Here is a 23,610-nt window from a genome sequence, read left to right as displayed (position 1 = left end):
AATAAGGTAAAACCTTCTGTATTGACCTGCAAACGCCCTTCAAGTAAACTAAAGAGAGTTTGCAAATGAAAAGGTGATAATGTTGTTAATTTCAATTAAAACGCTACAAGATGATCGTTTTTTACGTCCGCTGCAAAATATTGGCGGCTTATTTTTTGAAGATAGTACGATTGGATTTGAACAAGAGGAAGCAAATCTTATTGTTGATATACACATTGAGGATAATGTGAAAGCATCTGCTCGTTTAACAGATGTTGCTACTGGAAATGTGTATGAAGAAACATTCGCAAAAGATTTATCTGCTTTCACAGATGAAAAAGAGCGTATGAAGCAAGTGAAGCACGTTGTTTCTTATGTATATCTTTCTGTTCTTCAGCAGTTAACTGGTCTTGAACAAAGCTGGGGCATTTTAACGGGAGTTCGTCCGACGAAACTCCTTCATAAAATGCTTCAAAGTGGTATGTCAAAAGAAGAAGCACACCAAGAACTTCGTGAAAGCTATTTAATTCATGAAGAGAAAATTGAACTTCTTCAGCGTATTGTGGATTGCCAATTAGCGGTAGTTCCGGATTTATACCGTTTGAAAGAGGAAGTAAGTATTTATATCGGTATTCCATTCTGCCCAACAAAATGTGCATATTGTACATTCCCGGCGTATGCAATTAACGGACGCCAAGGCTCTGTTGATTCATTCTTAGGTGGTTTACATTATGAAGTTCGTGAAATTGGTAAGTTTTTAAAAGAAAAAGGTGTAACAGTTACGACGATTTATTACGGCGGCGGTACACCGACAAGTATTACAGCAGAAGAGATGGATATGCTGTATGAAGAAATGTATGAAGCGTTCCCAGATGTGAAAAATGTGCGTGAAGTAACAGTTGAGGCAGGTCGCCCCGATACAATTACGCCAGCAAAACTAGAAGTGTTAAATAAATGGAATATTGACCGTATTAGTATTAATCCGCAGTCATACCATCAAGAGACACTAAAAGCAATTGGGCGTCATCATACTGTAGAAGAAACAATTGAGAAGTATCACTTAGCTCGTGAAATGGGAATGAACAATATTAATATGGACTTAATTATTGGTCTTCCTGGTGAAGGGCTAGATATCTTCAAGCATACGTTAGATGAAACAGAAAAGTTAATGCCAGAATCATTAACAGTTCATACGTTATCATTTAAACGTGCTTCTGAAATGACGCAAAACAAACGTAAATATAAAGTAGCAGGTCGCGAAGAAATTACAGCGATGATGCACGAAGCAGAAGAGTGGACGCAAAAGCATAATTACGTACCATATTACCTATATCGTCAAAAGAATATTTTAGGTAACTTAGAGAACGTTGGTTATGCAATGCCGACGCAAGAAAGTATTTATAACATTGTTATTATGGAAGAAGTTCAATCGATTATCGGACTTGGCTGTGGTGCATCAAGTAAATTTGTTCATCCGAAGACAGGTGCAATTACGCACTTCGCAAATCCGAAAGATCCAAAATCATATAACGATGGCTTCGTAAAATATACAGAAGACAAACTGAAAATTTTAGAAGAGCTATTTGTATAAGAAGAAAGAGGTTGTTCCGATTTGGAATAGCCTCTTTTTTATATTGTTGTGAGTAAGTTGCTATAATTTCATTTACCAATAGACCACACTGTTTGTAAAACTATGTCGATAATAATCAGAAAAATTAGTCAAATCATTAGAGGACAATGTCTACTTATGGACGAAATGATAGATTTATGAAAGAGAAAAGGGGGAAATTGTTGGCATGTACATGACGATAGGGAGAATATTTGATTTAGCGGTTGGTAAGTATCCGAATAAAGAGGCGTTAGTAGAGCCGGAAAAAAATATTCGCTGGACATATAAACAGTGGGATGAGCAAATAAATAAAACAGCGCAAGCTCTGTTGAAAGAAGGAGTAAGAAAGGGAGATACTGTATCTGTCTACTTATATAATTGCCGTGAATTTGTAAACGTTTACTTAGCCTGTGCGAAAATTGGGGCAATCTTTAACCCGATTAACTTCCGTTTAAAAGCAAAAGAATTATCGTATATCCTTCAAGATGCAGCCTCGAAAGTAGTAGTCTTTGAAAAAGCGGTTGAATCAACTGTTGCTATTATTGAACGCGATTTTCCAAATTCGTCTTTTTGGTACGTAGAAGACGATACACCTTCCTATGCTAGTTCTTATCATGAAAAAGTGAATGTAGCATCTTCTGAGAAAATAGATATCGAAATTGATGAAATGGATTATTGTTCTATGCTGTATACGAGCGGTACGACAGGTCATCCGAAAGGCGTATTGCATCGTCATCGTGAAATGACTGAGCATAGTATGATTTGTACTTATTTCTTAAAATATAATAGAGATAGTGCCGGACTTGTTGTAGCACCTTTATATCATTGCGGCGAGTTAAATGCTGGAATCATTCCGCGTATTCAAGTTGGCGGAAAGAATGTTATTTTGCATCATTTTGATACGGATAGAGTATTACATACGATTCAAGAAGAGAAGATTACGACGTTTTTTGCAGCACCGACGATGTGGAATATGTTACTGCAAAAAGATTTAACACAGTACGATTTAACGTCGATGAAGATTGGTATATATGGTGGAGCGGCGATGGCGCCAGCATTAGTGAAGGAATGTAAAGAACGTCTTTATATTGATCTTGTACAAATTTACGGAATGACAGAAATGGGGCCAGTTGTGGCGTTTCTCGTAGAAGAAGATCAAATTACGAAAGCAGGTTCAGCGGGAACACCGTGCTTTAGTCATGAAATTCGCATTGTAAAACCAAACGATGATGCACCGGCAGAACCGGATGATGTATTACCTCCTTATGAAGTTGGAGAGATTATTTTACGCGGCCCAACTATGATGGCTGGTTATCATAACCGAGAAGAAGCAAATGCAAAATCGATGTATAAAGGATGGTATCACTCTGGTGATTTAGGTTACTTCGATAAAGATGGCTATTTATTCGTCGCAGATCGTGTGGATGACATGGTAATTAGTGGCGGCGTTAATATTTATCCTCGTGAAATTGAAGATTTCCTTCATAGTCATCCTGGTGTATTAGATGTTGCCGTGCTTGGTGAGCCAGATGAATTATGGGGAGAACGTGTTGTGGCAGTTGTTGTAAAGAAAGATGAAACGATTACAGAAGAGGGTTTGGAAATATATTGTAAAGAAAGTGATGAATTAGCAGATTATAAACGTCCTCGTCACTATTTATTTGTGGATGAACTGCCTCGTAATGCGAGTGGAAAATTACAAAAATTTGTCCTGAGGGAGTCGTTGAAAGGCGCAAAACAATAGGGAGTAGAGCAGTCGTCTATACAGATAAAGCTATCTTTTTTAATAAGAAAAGATAGCTTTATTTTTTTGAAAACGATTGAAAAAATGGTGTGTATCTTCTATTTAAACTCCCCTTTATTATTATATAAAAATATTTTTTAGGGGGTTTACATTTTACTTATAAATGTATGTAATCCGCTTTAAATAAGGGTTTTTTGAATTTTTCAGGTGGATTGTATAGATGTTAAAATAATAAATTTAGTAAGAGTGGAATAAATTTATTATAGGAGAATTATCGCTGAAAGATAAAGAAGGTCAGTCATCAGATGACTGTATGAATAAAGTGGTCATTAAGTATATTTTGGTAGCATGAATATAGTAACAAATTAATATGTAAATGAACAGTCTTGTAATGTGTTTTTATTAGGAATAGTATTTATTGTTGGCTGCCCGAAAAAAAGTAGGAATGAACACAATATAGTGAATGAATTGTATTGTTTATTACTTTATGTTGTAGAACTAACGATGGTTTGATGCTGCAAATAATCTTTAGTCCGTACCCCCTTAGTTTAAGGGGTATTTTGGGTGGAATAGATCTCACAGCTAAAAAGTTTAACAATTAACATTGGAGGTTTTATGAGTACATATTTAAAAAGAATATCTGTAATTTGTTTTATTTTTACTGTTATCATTGGACAAGTTTTTACGCCCATCATAGGGCATGCTCAAGAATTAAACGCAACAGGATTTGTTGATAGTTTTGCATTTGAAAAGACGAAATTAAGTTATGGAGAAAAGACTACGATACATGTAAACTTTAGTGAAAAACCCGGAAAGAAGATGAAGTCTGGGGATACATTAACGTTAGCACTTCCTCCAGAATTAAAAGGTTATAGTGGCACAATTGCGTTAAAGGATGAGGCAGGGCGTGTTTTTGGCACGTGCCAAATTAATGCAAATAATGTAGTTTGTACATTTAATGATACGGTAGAGAAGCTTGAGAATATTAGAGGGAACTTTAATTTCACTGTTCAAGGTACGAATGTTGAAGCAGGAAAGACGAAAGATGTACAAACGAATTTAGGGACAGATTTAGAAAAACAAACGGTAAGTATTACGCATCCAAAAGGAGAGGGTACAGAACCGGGGATCTTTTTCTATAAGTCTGGTGATATTCAGCCAGACAAAAGTAATGAAGTGCGTTGGTTTTTAAATATAAATTTAAAGAAACAATATTTACATGACAATATCGTTTTAAAAGATACGTTACAAGAAGGACAAACGCTAAATAAAGATAGTTTTACTATTACTATCAATAATAAAGAGTATTTGTCTCTTAAACAATTTCAAGACCGAGGTTATGGATACATTAAGCTTACAAGTGATAACTCATTTGAAGTTGTAATTTATAGACATATGGCGAACGCTACGTCGTTTACTATTTTCTATACATCAACGATTACTGATAGCGGGAAAAAGTTGAAACATCTACAGAATGACTACAAGCTTGATTATCAAATTTTATATGAGAAACCTATTTCTGAATCTAATAGTGTAAAGGTTGAAAATATATCGTTTGGCGGCGGGGCTGAAGGGGTTTTACCTGCGAAAGGAACGTTGCAGATTGTTAAACATATTGAAGGAGACGAGAATAAGTTTATTCCAGGTGTTTCTTTTAAATTGTTTACAGAGTCAGGTCAGCAAATTGGTGATTCCTATACAACAAATCAAGACGGAATAGTTGAAGCGCCAAACCTTGCTCCAGGTAATTATTACGTACAAGAAATTTCTGCCCCGAACTATGTAGAGTTTGATTCACAAGCAAAAACTCCTTTTACAATTAAGAAGGATGCTACAAACGGAATAAAACTTATGGTTCCAAATAAGTTGAAAACTATATCTGTTGCAGGAACGAAAACGTGGGAAGGCGACAAAGTAAACGATCGCCCAAAAACGATTAAAGTAGATTTACTACAAAATGGTAAAGTCATTACAACGAAAGAAGTTACGGCAGCAAATGATTGGAAATATGAGTTTGGAAAGTTACCAGCAGTTGATAATGCCGGAAAAGCTTATACGTATGAAGTGAAAGAACAACCAGTATCAGGATATCAATCGAAAGTTAACGGATATGATATTACAAATATAAAAATCCACGAAGTAACAGAAGTAGAAGAACAAGGTAAAGAAGAATTGATAGAAGAACTGGAAGCTCCAACTACCCCAGAAACACCAAATGTAACAGAAGAGCCGAAAGAGTTAGAGAAGCCAGAAGTTACGGAGAAGCCGGAAATTCATGTGAAACCAGAAGAAGAGCAAGTTGAAGAAGAGATAATAGAAGAAATAAAAGAAGAAAAACCGGAAACACCAAAAGTGACAGAAGAGCAAAAAGAGTTAGAGAAGCCAGAAGTTACGGAGAAGCCGGAAATTCATGTAAAACCAGAAGAAGAAAAAGTTGAAGAAGAAACAACAGAAGAAATAAAAGAAGAAAAACCGGAAGAACCAAAAGTAACAGAAGAGCCGAAAGAGCTAGAGAAGCCAGAAGTTACGGAGAAGCCGGAAATTCATGTAAAACCAGAAGAAGAGCAAGTTGAAGAAGAAACAATAGAAGAAATAAAAGAAGAAAAACCGGAAACACCAAAAGTGACAGAAGAGCCGAAAGAGCTGGAGAAGCCAGAAGTTACGGAGAAGCCGGAAATTCATGTAAAACCAGAAGAAGAAAAAGTTGAAGAAGAAAAAGTTGAAGAAGAAACAACAGAAGAAATAAAAGAAGAAAAACCGGAAACACCAAAAGTAACAGAAGAGCAAAAAGAGTTAGAGAAGCCAGAAGTTACGGAGAAGCCGGAAATTCATGTAAAACCAGAGGAAGAGCAAGTTGAAGAAGGAACAACAGAAGAAATAAAAGAAGAAAAGCCGGAAACACCAAAGGTAACAGAAGAGCAAAAAGAGTTAGAGAAGCCAGAAGTTACGGAGAAGCCGGAAATTCATGTAAAACCAGAAGAAGAGCAAGTTGAAGAAGAAACAATAGAAGAAATAAAAGAAGAAAAACCGGAAACACCAAAAGTGACAGAAGAGCCGAAAGAGCTGGAGAAGCCAGAAGTTACGGAGAAGCCGGAAATTCATGTAAAACCAGAAGAAGAAAAAGTTGAAGAAGAAACAACAGAAGAAATAAAAGAAGAAAAACCGGAAACACCAAAAGTAACAGAAGAGCAAAAAGAGTTAGAGAAGCCAGAAGTTACGGAGAAGCCGGAAATTCATGTAACACCAGAAGAAGAAAAAGTTGAAGAAGAAACAACAGAAGAAATAAAAGAAGAAAAACCGGAAACGCCAAAGGTGACAGAAGAGCAAAAAGAGTTAGAGAAGCCAGAAGTTACGGAGAAGCCGGAAATTCATGTAACACCAGAAGAAGAAAAAGTACAAGAAAAAGTACAAGAAAAAGTACAAGAAAAAGTAGAAGTACAAAACAAGCAAGAGGTACACAGTAAAGTAGAAGTACAAAATAAATCTGAGGTATCATCGAGTGAAGAAAATAATAAGAAATCAAAACTTCTTCCTCAAACAGGTGGAGTATCAACAGAAGCTACTTCTGTTATGGCAGGTATGTTCTTATTACTTTTCGGAGCGATGTTGTTTAGACGTCAGAAAAACTAATGAACATGAGAGTTCGTTTGGAAACAAAATGCATGTAAAAAAAGCGGAGACTATAGGTCTTCGCTTTTTTATTTTCGTACGTAGCTAAGCAGAACTTTACTTATTAAGTATTGTTTTAATTAATACGTTTTAAAATCATATGCTTTATATTTTTACGAAATCGGGTGAGTAGTGTAATGATAATTATACCGAAGAGAATTTTCCATATGTGTTGCCCAAGTATTTGGAAGATCTCTTCTAAATTTTCACCTAACCAATAACCACCGATTAAGAAGAAGGATACCCAAAATAGAGCCCCTGAATAAATTGTCATCGCAAAACGGCGAAATGGTAAGTTAATAATTCCTGCAAAGTATCCTGTGAAATGACGGACGCCTGGGATGAAAAAGGCGATAAAGATTAGAAAGTAGCCGTATGTATCGAACCACATTTTTGTTACATCAATTTTTTTTTGTGTTAAAAATACATATTTTCCGTACTTCTGAATGAAGGGCATGCCTAGTTTATTTCCTAAAAAGTATTGGAATGTCATACCTACACTTGTCCCAATAAAAGATAACATAATTAAAATTGGTAGGCTCAAATCACCTTGGTGTGATAAAAATCCTGCATAGGCTAATGTAGGCTCTCCTGGAAACGGAAGCGCAATATATTCTAAAAGTAAACCGACAAGTACTACATAATATCCATATTGCTGAAATAACTCGTGAATCCATTCCATGTTGTGCGCTCCTTTTAAAGTGAGTTCCCTCTATTTGAATTGACTTGAACGAATAATAGCGGAAGTTTTTTATTTGATCATACTTAATATAGCTCTTTGCTAATTAGCAAAGAGCGCTGAAGTGTATATATTACGATTAGTTAAAGTTATAGCGGTACAAAAATACGTTGAAATCTTCTTCTTTTGGTCCAAAATTAACTGCTTTTTCTTGTATGCGCTGGAAGTTTTGTCTGTCATAAAATTCATAGTTGCATTCATTATCTGTATATAAATATAAAGATGTTACATCTTCTTTTTTCATGTATTGGAATAAATGACTTAGTAAAGACTTCCCAACTCCAAGACCTCTCGATTCTTCGGATACGATAAATAATTGTATACAGCCTTGAAATTGATCTTCTTTTCCTTGAATGAGTTCTTTATAGGTTTTTTGTACTTGTATAAATGCTTTTAAAAATTCTCTATTCTCTTTATTCGTTATGAATAGCTTTAGCGTATGAAAGGCAAAGCTAACGGTATTATGGAATCTCTTTAAACGGTTTTTATCTTTTTCAGAATCGCCTAAAATGACACCGATCACTTTATTATCTTTTTCAGCTACTTTACTGAAGGAACTTTCTAAAATACAATTGTGTAGATAAAAGTTTAATATTGAGTTTAAAAATTTTTTATCGGCAATGAATTTGTTAAACCCAAATGCTTCACCAATTAAATGTTTTATAGGCTCATAGTCTTCTTTAACAAGATTTCTATAGTTTACTGTGTTCATAATTGTATACTCCCTTTATCAATGTAAATGACTTATTATAAATAGTAAGGTCTCCTCTTAGGGGAGAGTCAATAGTTGCATACGAAAAAAATATAAGGGAAGAGATGCAAATGAAAAAATTATTTTCTATTGGAGAAGTTGCAAAAATAAAGGATATTACGATAAAAGCGCTAAGATACTATCATAAGATGGGGATTCTTATTCCAAAACATGTTGATGAATCAACGGGGTATAGATATTATTCTATAGATCAATTTATTCACATTGATATTATAAAAAGCTGTAGAGAGTTGAACACCAGCATAGTAGAGCTCCAAGAGATTTTTAAGGAATGTAATACGGATAAATTGCTACGATTTTTACAATTGAAGAGAGAAGAAGCGGAAGAGCATATAAAGAAAATGAAAGAGGTAATGGAAACGATTGATGACTTACATGCGAAAGTAGTGAGTTCACAGGAAATATTAAAGAATGATGAAATATCTATTGAATTTTTTGAACAGCGTTATGTCGTTGTTGCGCCTTGTAAAGAAGTAGGGAGTTTACAGGAGTTACTGTATTATTCCGATTTAGAGAAAATCGTGCAAGATTATGAAGAGAAGATGGAAATGGAGATGGGGATTCTCTACAACGTAAATGCAAATTGGGATGTAGAACCGAAGTATGTTTTTAATAAAGTACGAGATGATGTACATATGGAAGAAATACAAAATATACAAGTATTACCGAGCGGAAAATATATAACGTTAGCGTATAGTAAAGAAAATGAGGAAGAACGTCGAAATACCATAATTAAATACATAAAAGAAAATAATATAGAAGTAGAGAGTTTTATTGAAGTGGAGTTAGTTAGTGATATTTTTAATGCGGAGACGTATAGTTGTCAAATTCAAATTTTGATAGGGGATAGTGAGAATAAGAAGTTTTGATGCTATAAATTTAGGGGGACGATCCAAAAAGTCTACTTATTAATAAGAGAGACCATCCCTAAAAAATGGGACGGCCTCCTTAAATCGTATTACTTACGTGAAAATCCTTCTTCATCAAGGTATTCCGCAGCTTCTGGATAAGAGTTGAATGTACCGTCTAAGTTTACACCGGCGTACACGTTCCACATATCATCCTCTTGAATAAGAGTTAGGATGTGACCGTCTTCGTTCTTCCATTCTTCTTCTGCAGCAGGTTCCATTGGTGTAACAATTTCTTCTGGCTCCTGTGATAGACGTTCAATTACTTTTTCAATTAATGAACGCAGTTCTTCTTCTGAAAACTCACGGATGTTAATCATGCCTTTATCATCTGTTTTATAACCTTTAATGAAGTTTGCATATACAAAGCCGTTTCCATTTGGATGTAAGTGATAAACAACGTTCTTTTTATCTAAACGACTTTCTTCAAAGTGAAAGTTCACGCGTTTTAATGATACGTTTTTTCTTTCTAATTCAGGGAAAGATTCAATAATCGATAATTTTTCTTCAAAAGTTAGCATAGTGCCTCCAAATATATAATAAAAGATTTAATTTGTTCATTATAACATAGTTATAATAGTTTCCAAAGGTAAGGAGATGCTTATAATTGAATGCGTTTACGTCACGATACTGTAAAAAGTGGGCTAACGAATATATTCTTTTAGGTGTACAATGGAACGTGGACTTAATCCCGCATTAACGGGCAGTAAGATTCCCACCTTAAATTTCGACGAATGCGAGGAAGTTAGGTGGGAGATCAACTGCCCGTAAAAGCCCGATTGGTTCAACTAATAATCAGTGGGGGAGGAACACACCCACTGATTAAAGTTTCACTTTATATGAAGGTGGTTATTATATGTTTCAAAAAATAGCAAAGGAATGTTTAGCAGGTTTTACTGTTGCGATTGTTGCGTTGCCACTTGCCATTGCATTTGGTATTGCTGCAACAGGAACGTCTGAGGGAGCACTAGTCGGATTGTATGGTGCGATTTTTGCAGGTTTATTTGCGGCTTTATTTGGCGGGACACCGGGGCAGGTTACCGGGCCAACTGGACCGATTACGGTAATTGCGACAGGGGTAATTGCGACGCACGGGTTAGAGGCGAGTTTTATAGCCTTTATGATGGCGGGACTGTTTCAAATTTTATTCGGTGTATGTAAGCTTGGCTCTTACGTGCGATATATTCCGTATCCTGTCGTTTCAGGATTTATGAACGGTATCGCATTAATTATTATTTTAGGTGAAATAAAGCATGTGCAAAATAGTTTTCTACTCGTAGTATTAACGATTATTGTAATGATTGTTTCTGGAAAATGGATTAAAGCCATTCCATCTAGTTTAGTTGCATTAGTTGGTGTGACGGCTTTGCTTCCTTTATTTTCTTCTGCGTTAGAAGGGCTTACAGTGAAGTTGCCGATTATCGGAAACTTATCATTAAATAAGATGATTGAGAAGATTGGGACGATTCCAGAAGCGATGCCGACGCTTCATATTCCATCTTTAAGTGGAACAGGCATCGCAGAACTTATTTTACCAGCGCTTAGTATTGCTTTATTAGGATCGATTGACTCGTTGTTAACATCGGTCGTAATGGATAATGTGACGGGTACACGTCATAAAAGTAATAAAGAACTGGTCGGACAAGGTATCGGTAATATGATGAGCGGGTTGTTTGGCGGATTAGCAGGGGCAGGGGCGACTGTACGATCTATCGTTAATATAAGAAGCGGTGGTAAAACAGCGCTTTCGGCATGTATGCATAGTGTTATATTATTTATTTTCATTATGGGACTTGGATCGGTCGTACAATACATTCCGCTTGCTGTATTATCAGGTATTTTAATTTTAACTGGTATTGGCATGTTTGATTGGGAAAGCATGAAGAAAATGCATGTAGCACCAAAAGGTGATGTCATTGTTATGCTTGTAACGATGGTTGTCACAGTGAAGTTTGATTTAATGATCGCTGTTGCATTCGGTATTATTCTTTCGTTCATGATATACATGGTGAAATGTAAAGAACGTAAAGCTTCTATTGTAAAAGAAAAGGAAGCGACGTATAAAATTAAAGGTCCACTTTCTTTCCTAACAGTGGATCGTGTTTTTCATACTTTACAAGACGTAAAGTCTCCAGTTGTTTTACGTATGAAAGATGTGCGCTATATGGATGTATCAGGAGCGATGGCATTGTTAAACTTTGTTGAGCAATCGGATAAAGTAGGTGCGAGTGTGACGCTAGAACAAGTGCCTGCTCATATTGAAAATACGTTAGTAACGATGGCGAGTAATGAGCAGAAAGATAAATTACAGTTTGTAAAAGCTGAGGCTATATAAAAAAACACCCTCGTATGAGAGTGTTTTTTTATTGTATTCAACATCTTTATATCACAATGTTTTGTGGTCATTGAAGTTTGTTAATCTTAGCATTATAGTAACATTCTAGATTAGGAACGTGATATTATAAAAATGTATATGAATTTTGAGAATTCCTTTTTTCAGAAGGAAGAAAAATGAATTTCTATATTTGATTTTTTATATCAAACTTAAGAATACACCATTTCATTGTAATGGTAAATAGATGGAAAGTATGGATAAACCGACTTTAATTGCTATATTTTTTAACGGAATGGTATGTTTTATACGAGGCTATATACAAATTACGAGATTATTAGACAGAAAATTAAGAAAAAAAGAAGGGTTTTTCACCTGCTTTCTATAATTATATAAGTATAATCTTTATGTAGAAAAGAGGGGTATATATAATGGAAGTAACAAGTAAAACAGAATCTGTCATTGTGAAATATGAAGGGCACGTTGCAACGGTTATGGTCAATCGCCCAGAGGTGTTAAATGCATTAGATGAACCAACGTTAAAAGAGCTATTACAAAAACTGAAAGAAGTTGCGGAGAGTTCAGCGCATATTGTGGTGCTATGCGGGAACGGCCGCGGTTTTTCTGCGGGTGGAGATATTAAATCGATGCTTTCAAGTAATGATGAAAGCAAGTTTGATGGTATTATGAATACTATTTCTGAAGTTGTTGTAACTTTATATACGATGCCGAAGCTTGTGATTAGTGCGATTCATGGACCTACTGCTGGTCTTGGGTTAAGTATTGCGTTAACAGCTGACTATGTGATGGCAGATATATCATCCGTTATTGCGATGAACTTTATTGGAATCGCTTTAATTCCAGATGGTGGCGGCCATTTCTTCCTTCAAAAGCGCGTCGGTGAAAATATGACGAAGCAAATTATTTGGGAAGGAAAGAAATTATCAGCAACAGAAGCGCTTGATATCGGTTTAATTGATGAAGTAATCGGTGAGGATTTCCAAACGGCTGTGAAGCAAAAAATTAGCGAATGGTCACAAAAGCCGATTAAAGCGATGATTCAAACGAAGCAAATTTTATGTGAAGTAAATCGTTCTAATTTAGAACAAACATTGCAACTTGAAAAGCGCGGCCAATATGCGATGAGACAAACAGCGGATCATAAAGAAGGCATTGCTGCATTTTTAGAAAAACGTTTGCCTGCATTTAAAGGGGAATAAAGTGAAATTTGAATTAATGGTAGTTTTACTGCCGGTTAATTTAAGGTAAAGGGGAGAAAGTGCTAACACATTTTAGTATAATTGTGTTAGCACTTTTTTTTTAGGAGTAATGTATGAAGAAAATTATCGGTGTGATCGGCATGATTGTAATAGCATATTATGCTTTACATAGTACACCATCTATGGCGGTGCGAACTGCTTTGTTTTTTGAAGGACATCCAAGCGTTGCGTTTTCTGGCGAGGTGACGAAAGAAAAAGATGTGAAAAAAGAAGCAATTCCAGCTGAGTACCAAACTTTATATAGTAAGGAAGAAGAATCAGAGCACTATTTCTTTCCGCACGTAAGGGCACATGGATCAGGAATTGATATGCTTAGTGCGTGCGTGAAGAAAAAATGGTTTTTCTATAAAGCAGAGCTCGGATGTTATTAAATATAGGAGGTTGAATGATGTCAGCATATAACAAGTTAGTAAGAGATCGTGTTCCAGAGAAGATTTTAATGTCTGGAAAAACATATACAGCACAAAAATTAACAGGACAAGCATACATACAAGCTTTAGCGAAAATTGGAACGGAAGAAATTCGTGAATTTGCTTCTATGAAAGAACGTGAACATGCGCTAGATTCTCTTGCGGATGCACTGGAAGTGATCATTTCATTAGCGCGTGCAGAAGGTGCAACAATTGAAGATGTAGAACGTCTTCGTAAGCAAAAAGAAATAGAGCGCGGTGGATTTGAAAGAGGCATTTATTTGTTGGATGTTTCAGAAGAATAGTTTGATAGAAAGCATAGTGTTTATGAATAACGCTATGTTTTTTTGTTAAAGTGAATTTTAATACAATTTAGAAAATTAAGCTATATGAGTAGAGGATTTATAGTAAATTCGGTATACTGAATAGTAGAGAAAATGAGGAGGAAACGACAATGGCACATCATACGAAAGAAACGATGGAACTTATTAAGGAGCTTGTCTCTATTCCGAGTCCGTCTGGAAATACAGAGAAAATCATTCGTTTTATTGAAAACTATGTAAGTGAGTGGAACGTAGAAACGAAGCGTAACAATAAAGGCGCTCTTATTTTAACGGTAAAAGGGAAAAATGATGCACAGCACCGTTTATTAACGGCACACGTTGATACGTTAGGGGCGATGGTGAAAGAAATTAAGCCTGACGGTCGTCTAAGTCTTTCTATGATTGGCGGATTTCGCTGGAACTCTGTAGAGGGGGAATATTGCGAAATTGAAACATCAAGCGGTAAGACTTATACAGGAACGATTTTAATGCATCAAACATCTGTGCATGTATATAAAGATGCAGGTGAAGCGAAACGCGACGAGAAAAATATTGAGGTTCGTATTGATGAGCGTGTCTTTTCAGCTGATGAAGTACGTGAATTAGGAATTGAAGTAGGAGACTTCGTTTCATTCGATCCGCGCGTTCAAATTACAGAGAATGGATACATAAAATCACGTCATTTAGATGACAAAGTAAGTGTTGCGATTTTATTAAAATTAATTAAGAGATTACAAGACGAAAACGTAACATTACCATATACAACGCATTTCTTAATTTCTAATAATGAAGAGATTGGATACGGTGGTAACTCTAACATTCCAGAAGAAACGGTTGAGTATTTAGCGGTTGATATGGGAGCGTTAGGTGATGGTCAAGCATCTGACGAATATACAGTATCTATTTGTGCAAAAGACTCTAGCGGTCCGTATCATTATGCACTGCGTAAACATTTAGTAGAGCTTGCGAAAACGAACAATATTGAATATAAAGTAGATATTTATCCATACTATGGATCGGATGCATCAGCTGCGATTCACGCTGGATTTGATGTGAAACATGCATTAATTGGAGCGGGTATTGATTCTTCTCATGCATTTGAGCGTACACATGAAAGTTCGATTGCACATACAGAAGCGTTAGTATATGCATATGTAATGTCTCATTTAATTGAAGAATAATTTCATAGAAAATAGAGAGGGCTGATTAAAAATATTATTTTTAATCAGCTTTTCATTTAGGGGGGCAAGATGAAGAAATTATTGATGGGTAGTATCGTCGTAAGTTTAGCGTTAAGTGGATGTGCTCAAGAAGGTTCAGATGAAAAAGTAGTGACGAAGGTAGAGGATACCGAGGGGAATAAAAAAGAGAGTAGAAAAATACAAGGATCACAAATAAATCCACAAGTGCAAAGTCGCTACACTGTTTCAATGAATTCTACTGAGGGAGAAGCGTATACTTTGCATGTTTTTTCGAATAATGAACAACATGAAACGCAAAAAGAGCCTTGGGTTGGTGCACAAGAAGGGGATCAAATATATAAAGGTGAATATCAGCTTGCCTTACAATCTACAAGCGCGACATTATATTTGCAAGAGGCGAAAATTGGAGAGTTTGTATTTAATACGTCTAGAAAAAATGGATTTGTAAGTAAAGGTACACCAGATTTTTTCGTAGCACTGCAACGTGAGTCTTCTAATTTTTCAACAGCGAAAGCTTTTTACATTCATAAAGGGAAAGTGCTCGAAGTGAAAATTAATGAAGATGATTTTGGTATTGCAGGAACTTGTTTTAAAGCTTTAGATAAAGGGAAGTTTCTTATTGGGAATTATGATAATGGAGAAGGAATGTGGTATTTTTCAACTTTCCAAACCGATCTTGAAACGGGAAAAGCGAAACGGGTTGATCAGAAAAAACTTCCTTTAGAGGAAGGGAATGTATACGTTAAGGACAATTTCAAATGATACATTAGGAGAAGCAACTGATGGTGGTATGCTAGATTACTAGGAAGAACAAGTTCAGAATGTAACTTCTTTCTGTTAATAAAAATAAAGAGATTGCCAATAGGCAGTCTCTTTTATTTGTGAAAGGATTTAGAAAGGTTTCTCTTTATTTCCGGCATGTGATATCATTTAATTTTACGTAAAAAGATATTCGAATAATTGTAATCATAATAATTTTAAACGATAAAGGATGATAATAGATTGAGTAATCATAGTACAACACCTGCATGTATATATACGTATGCATTTCGTGAGGAGGAGCGTGCTTTATGTTATTTGGAAATGCGCTCGTTCTTTGGAATGGAGTCTCACGTTAATATTTTGAAAAGTGATGTCAAAATTGACCCGAGTAGAAGTGCATTTATTAAAGAGCGCGTTGAGGTTATGTATGAAGGAGACGACTTAGAAAGTATTTTAAAACAAGTGGAACAAATTGATTTGGCGGGAGCGTCGTTTAAAGTTATCTTCGTTAAAATCAATGACCTGGTTGGAGAAAATAAAATTGAATATGGGGAAAGACGTCTCATTGAACGAGACCTCGGCATGCATATTGAAGGAGAAGCGGATGTCCGTAATCCAGAGCGTGTATTCGGGATTGTTCCTCTTGGAGGACGCTGGTACTTCGGACATTATGTAGAAAGTGAACCAGTTTGGTATCATCACATAAAAAAACCGCATAGTTATTCGACATCTCTTAGCACACGTGTTGCGAGATCGGTTGCAAATATCGCTGTACCAAATCCAGAGGGAGTACGAGCAATTGACCCGTGCTGTGGTATTGGAACAGTAGTAGTAGAAGCACTTTCTATGGGGATTAACATCGTTGGTAGAGATATAAACCCACTTGTAGTTCTTGGAACGAGAAAAAACATTGCACATTTCGGGTTTGAAGGAACAGTAACAAAAGGTCCAATCGAGGAAATTACTGAGAACTACGATGTTGCAATTATCGATATGCCGTACGACTTATTTACGCATGCAACACCAGAAGACCAGTTCTCTATTCTTTCAAGTGCGCGCCGCATCGCTAAAAAGGTAGTCGTTGTAACGATGGAAACAATGGACGACATGATCCATGAAGCAGGATTTGAAATTACAGATCGCTGTGTTACAAGAAAAGGATCATTTACTAGACAAATTCTTGTTTGTGAATAAGAAAGGAAGGTCACCCGTTTGGGTGACCTTTTTTGTTTGATATTGATGTGTGATTGGTTGGTAGTTTAGATAGATGAATTAGCGAAATTTGTCGGTAAGTCGATATTCCATGGCGAATCGTCGATAAATTTAAAAAATCGCTGATATATTCCGAGAATCGTAGATATCGTTACATTAGTATATTACTGTTCTTTTAATTTCTCTTGTTGTACAAGTAATAAATTGCGTAAAACGTGTCCGCGGTAACTTTCTAGTTTTCGTCCTTCATGATAGCGCACACCTAATTTTTTTAATTCAGCTACGTACCAGCCTTTTGTTCCGTAGTACATTAGATCACTTCCTTTTTGCTTTTGAACAGTATATGTGGAGGGGGGAGAGAATTTTCTTTTTTATTCAGCATTAGTGCTACAAATTTGAAAAACATGTAAGAAGAATATGATATCACTTCTATTTTTAGTTTATAAAAATAGGCTTCATAGTAAGAATTTCTAAAAATATAAAGGGGGAATATGCTTTGTTTCCAGGTACTTTATATGAAACACATGTTAAAACAAGAAATTTAGAAGTAGCAAAAGAATTTTATACTAAACTTGGATTATTTCATGCTCGTACAATTGAAGAACGACGTGTAGCATTCTTTTGGTTTGATAAAGATAATAAGAAGGAACAAATGCTGGGCATTTGGGAGGTATCAGAAGAGGAATTCCATAAAAGTCACTTTGCATTCAAGGTTAATTATGAAGAAATCATTCATGCAAGAGAATGGCTTCTTAATAAAGGAATAAAACCAAGAGCTGCTTTCGGTCTTGAACCGTCTGAGCCTATGGTTCAGACGTGGACACCTACTGCGAATCTTTATTTTTATGATCCTGACGGTAATTCTTTAGAGTTTCTATGCTTACTTCCTGAAAAGAAAAACGTAAAACAAGATGTCATGTATTTAAGTGAGTGGGAAAAATTACCGAGTGAAATATAAATTTGATATTGGCTCAAATCCCGCAAAATAATTTAAAAAGGAACCATAACTTTGCTCAAGTAGTGACGTTATGGCTTTTTTGTTTTGTGCGGGCTAAGAGTCACTCACTGTCTACTGTATAAAAAAATAGACAGTAGTGTATGCTTTTTTTTACAATGTATACAAATTTATACCCTATGCGTTGGCATGATATTTGCAATAAAAATAGTATCAACATATAGGGGAGAGATAGAAATGAAGGTTAGTAAAGTGTACACGACAATTGATGCTCACGTAGCTGGGGAACCGCTTCGAATTATTACAGGTGGCGTGCCAGAAATAAAAGGAGAAACGCAGCTAGAAAGACGCGCATACTGTATGGAGAATTTGGACCATCTTCGCGAAGTTCTTATGTATGAACCGAGAGGACATCATGGTATGTACGGTTGTATTATTACTCCGCCTGCAAGTGCTCACGCTGATTTTGGCGTATTATTTATGCATAATGAAGGTTGGAGTACGATGTGTGGTCATGGCATTATCGCTGTTATTACAGTCGGAATTGAAACAGGTATGTTTGAAGTGACAGGTGAGAAACAAAAGTTCATTATTGATAGCCCTGCTGGGGAAGTGGTTGCGTACGCAAAATATAACGGGAGCGAAGTAGAGTCCGTATCATTTGAGAATGTCCCTTCATTTGTATACAAAAAAGACGTTCCTATTAAAATAGATAACTATGAATTTCAAGTAGATATCGCGTTTGGCGGGGCTTTTTACGCTGTTGTGGATAGTAAAGAATTCGGTTTAAAAGTGGATTTTAAAGATTTACCTGCTATTCAAACGTGGGGCGGTAAAATTAAACGCTATATTGAGAGTCAAATGGAAGTAAAGCACCCACTGGAAGAAGATTTAAAAGGAATATACGGCGTTATTTTCTCAGATGAACCGAAAGAAAAAGATGCAACTTTACGAAATGTAACAATTTTCGCTGATGGGCAAGTAGATCGTTCTCCTTGTGGCACGGGAACTTCCGCAAGAATCGCAACTCTTTTTGAAAGAGATGCTTTACAGAAGGGAGGAATTTTCGTCCACGAATGCATTACTGACGGGAAATTCGAGGGAGAAGTATTGTCGGTAACAGTGGTAGATACATATGAAGCTGTCGTTCCGAAAGTAACGGGTCATGCATTTATTACAGGGTTTCATCAGTTCGTTGTAGATCCGAGAGATGATTTGAATCGGGGATTTTTGTTAGGATAGAAGGAGGAGGTGGAAAGATATGCTAGTCATAAGCGCGAACGAACAACGAAACTTAGTAAATATGAACGAAGTCATTGAATACGCGGCGCTTGCTTTAAAAGAATTTTCCGCAGAAAGAACGATCACGCCGATTCGCGGCTCATTACCATTTGCGAACGAGCAAAATACGGCATTAATTATGCCTTCCGTAGCGGAAGGGCTTGAGGCACTTGGCTTAAAAGTAGTAACAGTAGTCCCCGAGAACAAAAAGATAGGAAAGAAAACGATAAACGGGATTGTGATGCTATCAGACTTTCAAACGGGAGAACCGCTCGCACTTTTAGAAGGATCCTACTTAACAATGATTCGAACAGGCGCCCTATCAGGAGTAGCGACGAAACATTTAGCTCGTCATAACGCCAAAACTTTATGCATAATCGGGACAGGAGAACAGGCGAAGGGAATTGCTGAAGCTGTATTTGCGGTAAGAGATATCGAAAAAGTCATTTTATACAATCGAACAGAAGAAAAAGCGTATGCATTTGCGCAATATATACAAGAGAGATTCAATAAACCAGCTTATGTTCACACAAATGCAAATGAAGCAATAAGCGAAGCAGACATCATCGTCACAACTACGAACGCATCCACACCGGTCTTCTCAGAAAAACTACAAAAAGGCGTCCACATAAACGCCGTCGGCTCATTCAGACCGAACATGCAAGAACTACCATCCCACGCCATCGCAAGCGCAAACAAAGTAGTAGTCGAATCAAAAGAAGCAGCACTAGAAGAAACAGGTGACCTTCAAGTTCCGATACAAGAAGGTTTATTTGAGGCAAGCAACATTTACGCCGAGCTTGGTCAAATTATAAGTGGTGAAAGAGCTGGTAGAGAGAACGATGAAGAGATTACTGTTTTTAAATCGGTTGGTTTGGCGGTAGTGGATATTATCGTTGCGAAGTATTTGTATGAGAAAGCGGTGGAGAGTGGCGTGGGGAATAGGATTGAGTTTTGAGAGACTGCCTTTTGGTGGTCTTTTTTTGCGTAAAATCTTGTAAAGCAAGAAAGAGTAGAGTATTTCATGATTAGAATTGAATATTAATATTCTAATATTCAATAGAAAGATAAAATATTTTAAAATTCATAATAAAATATTATAATATATTTAGTAAAATTAACCAATTTATATTTTGCTCATTATGTATTAAAGGGGAAATGAAAATGGCTGGACAAATTCGCATGTCACCAGAGGAGCTTAAATCGAAAGCGGCTCGATATGGACAAGGTGCAAATCAAATTGAGGACATTTTAAGTCAACTACAAAACCTACAAAATGAATTAAGAGGAGAATGGGAAGGGCGTGCTTTTGAAGGTTTTGACCAACAGTTCAATGAATTAAAGCCAAAAGTACAAAACTTTGCACAGCTATTGCAAGAAATTAATATGCAACTGAATAAAACTGCAGAGGCTGTTGCTTCTCATGATGAAGAATTATCACGTAATTTCGGTTTGAAATAAAAATTGTTTTACTCTATATAACAAGCATTTCAAATGAGCCATACAGCTTATAGTGTATGGCTCATTTGATTGCATGCCTAGAGCGAGTGATATTGATAGGGATATATATTTAATGAGATTTCTTTGATGCATTTGGAAAACTTATAGAAAGGGTTTGAAAGAATGGGACAATTTCAAAGTAATTTACAAACAGCAACGCAAATTGCTACGAAAATGGGATCAGCCTCTGATAGGATTCAAAGTGCAACCAGTCGTTCTATAACAAAGGCGACGCGTACAACGTTGTCTGTTAATTTCAAAGCACAAGAAGCGAATCAGCAAGTTTTAGACTTGACGAAACAATTTTCCGATGCCTTTCAACAAGCGGTTGATAATATTCATTCGGTATCTAATGAATTTGAGAGAATGGATAACGAACTTCACAACACTTTTCGCTAATGTGACAACCTACGTAAAGTAAAATAGTAGGAGGAAAAAGATGGGTCGAGATATTGAAAACAAAATTAAAGAGTTAAATCTAAAGTTACGAAATGTATTTGAAGAACAGGACCGAAATCAATTCGCGATTCAAGCTCAGGAACAAGCGGAAGCAGATTTTTATGAATGTAGAAGTCGAAATCGTCGTTTGTTTGATCGAATTTTAGGAACTTGGCATGGTGATAGAGAAATGTCTCAGTTTTTTATGAATACGTATCAAGATGCACAACATATTGAACGAAAAGTCACATTTGAATTGGAAAACAAAAAAGAAACGTTGCTTAAAGAAAGACGAGACCTTAGTGATTTAGAAAACGATCTTTCCTATCAACAACAACAATTAGCAAGGGAGGTCAATGCATGAGTTTAAATATGTATTTGGGAGAAGTACAAAGCCAAACTCAAAGCATGAATGCTGTATGTACCGCTACCATTCAAGGTATGGAACAAGCCATTCAGTCGATTGACGCTTTTGCAATTGATACTGTTCTACAAGGACAAACTTATAGCAGTGCAAAATCATTTTTTGTACAAACCTTTCGTCCTTTAGCGCAAGGCATCATTTATCTGTGTGAAGAGTTAATTCGTCAGAACGATGCTTTTCCAAGTCAATTTCAATCACAAGTCGCTTCCACAGATGTAATTGAACAAGAAATATTAGAACAAATTCGGGAAATTGACCGAATGATAGCAAGTACAGAAGCACTCAATCAAACTATGCCAATTCCAGGTATGGACGCTATGGTAAATCTTTTTACTGTCATGAGGCAAAAACTGCAAGAAAAATTAGAACATCTATATGAATTTAATTATACTTCTAGTAGTAATTATGATACAGCACTTCAACTAGCTGCTAGTATCGCACAAGGTTTAGCAGAGGTACAAAGTGGAAAAGGCTTTAGTCCTGCAAGTGGTACATTTAGTACGCAAGGGTTGAATATGGAGTGGACAACTTCAATTCAAGCGATTACAGAAGAGAGGGCACGACAAGCTGCCAATTCAATTGAAAAAGGTGAAATGTGTGGGAAGCTACCTGAAAAATCTACTGGTGAAAAAATTTGGGACGGTATTGTAGATGGTACGGGACAAGCAGTTAGCGATACAATAGACGGAATAAAAGCTTTAGGAGATTGGGAAACGTGGGAAAACATGGGGAACGCTGCTTTGCACCCTATTGATACCCTCAGTACGATGTATAATGTATTGTCAGATTCATTTATTAATGATGTAATAAATGGAGATGCTGAAAGTCGTGCTAAATGGGGAAGTTATGCTTTAACACAAGTTGGATTAGGACTTATTGGTGATAAAGGATTAAGTAAAGTATCGAAGGTAGCAACTACTGCAAATCTAACAAAAGGTATGTCCAGAGTAACTAATTCTGCTAAATATAGAAATGCAATAAACGTATTAAATAATTTTAATTTAAACATTGGAAACCGTTTTGCTTATGCTGGTATTGGGGGAAGTTCTTTAAAATCTAGCTTTATTGATACTTATCAAACAGCTAAGGATAAGCTATCACCTTATCAATATACTAAGAGGACTATGGATGGTGACGTTTTTGTTGGTAAATTATATGGAGAAGATGTAATTCTTAAAGATGTTAAAGTTGATGAAATTACTTACTCTAAGAGAACTCGAGAAGAAGCTGAACAACTTCGGAAGGAATTTGATAGGAGTGTGAGAAAAGATTTTCTTAATGCATTGGTAAATGATCCTGTTAAACTGAAAGAACTCAAAAAAGCGGGAATAACAGATGCTGATATAGAAAGGATGAAAAGAGGAAACAATCCAAAAGGGTGGCAAGTACATCATAACCTTCCTTTAGATGATGGAGGAACAAACGACTTTGGAAATTTAACATTAATACAAAATCATCCATATCATAAAGCTATAACTAATACACAACGTACGTTAACTAGACACTTACAAGAGGGAGATAGTGTAGACGTAAGCTGGCCTATACCAAAACATAACATCTATCCTAAGGGAGAATAAATAAACTTAGAAAGGGATTTTTATATGTGGAAAAATCTGATTTTAGAAATTGAAAAAATAGAGAAAAGTTTTAATGATAAACTGAATACACCAGCAACAGATAGTGAAGTTAAGAAATTAAGAGAACGCATGAAAAAGAGTTTTAATGTTGACCTACCGAGTGAATATGAGGAGTTTCTTAAAACTGTAAATGGATTAGATTTTAACGGGCTAGTACTTTATGGAGTTGACTCTTATTTGTTAGATACAGAAAGGGACGAATCAATTTGCGGGCTTATAGAAACCAATGAGATTTGGTATGAAAATGAATTTCAAAAAGAGTATCTTTTCTTTGGCGATTCAAATATTGCGTGGTTTTGTAAGAGCTTATTAGACGGTACTTATTTAGAACTTGATAAACCATCAGGTACGGTAATGAACACATATAATGATTTTAATACAATGCTTGAGGAAGCGTTAAAAATAACTCTTCTTTAATAGAAGGTATTAAAAAT

At 36.0% G+C, this 23,610-nt stretch carries 23 protein-coding genes; 19 read left to right on the top strand and 4 right to left on the bottom strand.

The features are described from left to right. Nucleotides 1-79 precede the first annotated feature (79 nt). The 3 genes from QEP67_RS23505 to QEP67_RS23495 all read left to right on the top strand — a co-directional run bounded on the left by QEP67_RS23505 (nt 80) and on the right by QEP67_RS23495 (nt 6,962). Nucleotides 80-1,570, top strand: coding sequence for a coproporphyrinogen III oxidase (locus tag QEP67_RS23505; protein WP_002108762.1), 1,491 nt, complete (start codon nt 80-82; stop codon nt 1,568-1,570). 205 nt (nt 1,571-1,775) lie between these two features. Next, on the top strand, nt 1,776-3,332 hold the full coding sequence (locus tag QEP67_RS23500; RefSeq protein WP_088091194.1) for a fatty acid--CoA ligase: 1,557 nt from the start codon (nt 1,776-1,778) through the stop codon (nt 3,330-3,332). A 615-nt stretch (nt 3,333-3,947) separates the two neighbouring features. Beyond that, on the top strand, nt 3,948-6,962 hold the full coding sequence (locus QEP67_RS23495; protein WP_353706450.1) for a Cna B-type domain-containing protein: 3,015 nt from the start codon (nt 3,948-3,950) through the stop codon (nt 6,960-6,962). Between the two features lie 115 nt (nt 6,963-7,077). Here QEP67_RS23495 and QEP67_RS23490 read toward each other — a convergent pair whose 3' ends face one another. Both QEP67_RS23490 and QEP67_RS23485 read right to left on the bottom strand, forming a co-directional pair. Further along, nucleotides 7,078-7,683 (bottom strand): DedA family protein, encoded by a 606-nt coding sequence (locus QEP67_RS23490; RefSeq protein ID WP_151035288.1) that lies wholly within the window; start codon nt 7,681-7,683, stop codon nt 7,078-7,080. Nucleotides 7,684-7,819: 136 nt separating this feature from the next. Next, entirely contained in the window at nt 7,820-8,452 is a 633-nt protein-coding gene (locus QEP67_RS23485; RefSeq protein ID WP_064472778.1) for a GNAT family N-acetyltransferase, read from the bottom strand. Nucleotides 8,453-8,562: 110 nt separating this feature from the next. Between QEP67_RS23485 and QEP67_RS23480 the strand changes: the two genes are divergently transcribed. After that, complete coding sequence (locus QEP67_RS23480) at nt 8,563-9,381, top strand: helix-turn-helix domain-containing protein (protein WP_071743471.1); 819 nt, start codon at nt 8,563-8,565, stop codon at nt 9,379-9,381. An 89-nt stretch (nt 9,382-9,470) separates the two neighbouring features. Here QEP67_RS23480 and QEP67_RS23475 read toward each other — a convergent pair whose 3' ends face one another. Further along, nucleotides 9,471-9,941 carry a hypothetical protein gene (locus QEP67_RS23475; protein WP_000955002.1) on the bottom strand — a complete coding sequence of 157 codons (471 nt, stop codon included), beginning with the start codon at nt 9,939-9,941 and terminating at the stop codon, nt 9,471-9,473. Nucleotides 9,942-10,276: 335 nt separating this feature from the next. On the opposite strand from QEP67_RS23475, the gene QEP67_RS23470 reads away from it, so the two are divergent. The 7 genes from QEP67_RS23470 to QEP67_RS23440 all read left to right on the top strand — a co-directional run bounded on the left by QEP67_RS23470 (nt 10,277) and on the right by QEP67_RS23440 (nt 16,923). Further along, the gene (locus QEP67_RS23470; RefSeq protein WP_000486647.1) at nt 10,277-11,755 is read left to right on the top strand and encodes a SulP family inorganic anion transporter; all 1,479 of its coding nucleotides are present in this window, start codon (nt 10,277-10,279) and stop codon (nt 11,753-11,755) included. Between the two features lie 428 nt (nt 11,756-12,183). Then, nucleotides 12,184-12,972 (top strand): enoyl-CoA hydratase, encoded by a 789-nt coding sequence (locus tag QEP67_RS23465; RefSeq protein WP_000454176.1) that lies wholly within the window; start codon nt 12,184-12,186, stop codon nt 12,970-12,972. Between the two features lie 113 nt (nt 12,973-13,085). Beyond that, a complete protein-coding gene (locus tag QEP67_RS23460; protein ID WP_000720146.1) occupies nt 13,086-13,403 on the top strand; it encodes a hypothetical protein in 318 nt (105 codons plus the stop codon). 17 nt (nt 13,404-13,420) lie between these two features. Continuing rightward, nucleotides 13,421-13,747, top strand: a complete 327-nt coding sequence (locus QEP67_RS23455; protein ID WP_001277353.1) for a nucleoside triphosphate pyrophosphohydrolase — start codon at nt 13,421-13,423, stop codon at nt 13,745-13,747. Nucleotides 13,748-13,896: 149 nt separating this feature from the next. Continuing rightward, nucleotides 13,897-14,946 carry a M42 family metallopeptidase gene (locus QEP67_RS23450; protein ID WP_048566933.1) on the top strand — a complete coding sequence of 350 codons (1,050 nt, stop codon included), beginning with the start codon at nt 13,897-13,899 and terminating at the stop codon, nt 14,944-14,946. 69 nt (nt 14,947-15,015) lie between these two features. Next, a complete protein-coding gene (locus QEP67_RS23445; protein WP_000735154.1) occupies nt 15,016-15,729 on the top strand; it encodes a hypothetical protein in 714 nt (237 codons plus the stop codon). Between the two features lie 240 nt (nt 15,730-15,969). Then, nucleotides 15,970-16,923, top strand: coding sequence for a methyltransferase domain-containing protein (locus QEP67_RS23440; protein ID WP_000065005.1), 954 nt, complete (start codon nt 15,970-15,972; stop codon nt 16,921-16,923). A gap of 182 nt (nt 16,924-17,105) precedes the next feature. Here QEP67_RS23440 and QEP67_RS23435 read toward each other — a convergent pair whose 3' ends face one another. Beyond that, entirely contained in the window at nt 17,106-17,252 is a 147-nt protein-coding gene (locus QEP67_RS23435; protein ID WP_000291377.1) for a YflJ family protein, read from the bottom strand. Between the two features lie 185 nt (nt 17,253-17,437). On the opposite strand from QEP67_RS23435, the gene QEP67_RS23430 reads away from it, so the two are divergent. The 8 genes from QEP67_RS23430 to QEP67_RS23395 all read left to right on the top strand — a co-directional run bounded on the left by QEP67_RS23430 (nt 17,438) and on the right by QEP67_RS23395 (nt 23,593). Further along, nucleotides 17,438-17,899, top strand: coding sequence for a VOC family protein (locus tag QEP67_RS23430; protein ID WP_000483913.1), 462 nt, complete (start codon nt 17,438-17,440; stop codon nt 17,897-17,899). 186 nt (nt 17,900-18,085) lie between these two features. After that, nucleotides 18,086-19,138, top strand: coding sequence for a proline racemase family protein (locus QEP67_RS23425; RefSeq protein ID WP_096001673.1), 1,053 nt, complete (start codon nt 18,086-18,088; stop codon nt 19,136-19,138). 19 nt (nt 19,139-19,157) lie between these two features. Beyond that, nucleotides 19,158-20,135, top strand: coding sequence for an ornithine cyclodeaminase family protein (locus tag QEP67_RS23420; RefSeq protein ID WP_000960313.1), 978 nt, complete (start codon nt 19,158-19,160; stop codon nt 20,133-20,135). Nucleotides 20,136-20,341: 206 nt separating this feature from the next. Continuing rightward, nucleotides 20,342-20,638: a WXG100 family type VII secretion target gene (locus tag QEP67_RS23415; RefSeq protein WP_000918588.1), complete on the top strand. Its 297-nt coding sequence runs from the start codon at nt 20,342-20,344 to the stop codon at nt 20,636-20,638. Nucleotides 20,639-20,800: 162 nt separating this feature from the next. Continuing rightward, nucleotides 20,801-21,076, top strand: a complete 276-nt coding sequence (locus QEP67_RS23410) for a TIGR04197 family type VII secretion effector (RefSeq protein WP_000529668.1) — start codon at nt 20,801-20,803, stop codon at nt 21,074-21,076. 40 nt (nt 21,077-21,116) lie between these two features. Continuing rightward, nucleotides 21,117-21,479, top strand: coding sequence for a DUF3958 family protein (locus QEP67_RS23405; protein ID WP_000532191.1), 363 nt, complete (start codon nt 21,117-21,119; stop codon nt 21,477-21,479). Further along, nucleotides 21,476-23,116: a T7SS effector LXG polymorphic toxin gene (locus QEP67_RS23400; protein WP_048566937.1), complete on the top strand. Its 1,641-nt coding sequence runs from the start codon at nt 21,476-21,478 to the stop codon at nt 23,114-23,116. Before QEP67_RS23405 ends, QEP67_RS23400 begins: the two co-directional genes overlap by 4 nt. Before the next feature lie 24 nt (nt 23,117-23,140). Further along, entirely contained in the window at nt 23,141-23,593 is a 453-nt protein-coding gene (locus QEP67_RS23395) for a YrhA family protein (RefSeq protein ID WP_000265785.1), read from the top strand. The last annotated feature ends 17 nt before the right edge of the window (nt 23,594-23,610 follow it).

It is taken from the genome of Bacillus cereus group sp. MS39 (genome assembly GCF_040448665.1).
Lineage (GTDB): Bacteria > Bacillota > Bacilli > Bacillales > Bacillaceae_G > Bacillus_A > Bacillus_A wiedmannii.
The sequence above is the reverse complement of the archived record's forward strand: the minus strand, read 5'-3'. Positions and strand labels throughout refer to the sequence as shown.

Coding starts and splice junctions, on each gene's coding strand:
- QEP67_RS23485 (WP_064472778.1), bottom strand. CDS start 8,452: ATGAACACAGTAAACTATAGAAATCTTGTTAAAGAAGACTATGAGCCT.
- QEP67_RS23410 (WP_000529668.1), top strand. CDS start 20,801: ATGGGACAATTTCAAAGTAATTTACAAACAGCAACGCAAATTGCTACG.
- QEP67_RS23455 (WP_001277353.1), top strand. CDS start 13,421: ATGTCAGCATATAACAAGTTAGTAAGAGATCGTGTTCCAGAGAAGATT.
- QEP67_RS23450 (WP_048566933.1), top strand. CDS start 13,897: ATGGCACATCATACGAAAGAAACGATGGAACTTATTAAGGAGCTTGTC.
- QEP67_RS23460 (WP_000720146.1), top strand. CDS start 13,086: ATGAAGAAAATTATCGGTGTGATCGGCATGATTGTAATAGCATATTAT.
- QEP67_RS23495 (WP_353706450.1), top strand. CDS start 3,948: ATGAGTACATATTTAAAAAGAATATCTGTAATTTGTTTTATTTTTACT.
- QEP67_RS23470 (WP_000486647.1), top strand. CDS start 10,277: ATGTTTCAAAAAATAGCAAAGGAATGTTTAGCAGGTTTTACTGTTGCG.
- QEP67_RS23505 (WP_002108762.1), top strand. CDS start 80: ATGTTGTTAATTTCAATTAAAACGCTACAAGATGATCGTTTTTTACGT.
- QEP67_RS23425 (WP_096001673.1), top strand. CDS start 18,086: ATGATATTTGCAATAAAAATAGTATCAACATATAGGGGAGAGATAGAA.
- QEP67_RS23480 (WP_071743471.1), top strand. CDS start 8,563: ATGAAAAAATTATTTTCTATTGGAGAAGTTGCAAAAATAAAGGATATT.
- QEP67_RS23400 (WP_048566937.1), top strand. CDS start 21,476: ATGAGTTTAAATATGTATTTGGGAGAAGTACAAAGCCAAACTCAAAGC.
- QEP67_RS23395 (WP_000265785.1), top strand. CDS start 23,141: ATGTGGAAAAATCTGATTTTAGAAATTGAAAAAATAGAGAAAAGTTTT.
- QEP67_RS23420 (WP_000960313.1), top strand. CDS start 19,158: ATGCTAGTCATAAGCGCGAACGAACAACGAAACTTAGTAAATATGAAC.
- QEP67_RS23500 (WP_088091194.1), top strand. CDS start 1,776: ATGTACATGACGATAGGGAGAATATTTGATTTAGCGGTTGGTAAGTAT.
- QEP67_RS23435 (WP_000291377.1), bottom strand. CDS start 17,252: ATGTACTACGGAACAAAAGGCTGGTACGTAGCTGAATTAAAAAAATTA.
- QEP67_RS23445 (WP_000735154.1), top strand. CDS start 15,016: ATGAAGAAATTATTGATGGGTAGTATCGTCGTAAGTTTAGCGTTAAGT.
- QEP67_RS23415 (WP_000918588.1), top strand. CDS start 20,342: ATGGCTGGACAAATTCGCATGTCACCAGAGGAGCTTAAATCGAAAGCG.
- QEP67_RS23405 (WP_000532191.1), top strand. CDS start 21,117: ATGGGTCGAGATATTGAAAACAAAATTAAAGAGTTAAATCTAAAGTTA.
- QEP67_RS23490 (WP_151035288.1), bottom strand. CDS start 7,683: ATGGAATGGATTCACGAGTTATTTCAGCAATATGGATATTATGTAGTA.
- QEP67_RS23465 (WP_000454176.1), top strand. CDS start 12,184: ATGGAAGTAACAAGTAAAACAGAATCTGTCATTGTGAAATATGAAGGG.
- QEP67_RS23475 (WP_000955002.1), bottom strand. CDS start 9,941: ATGCTAACTTTTGAAGAAAAATTATCGATTATTGAATCTTTCCCTGAA.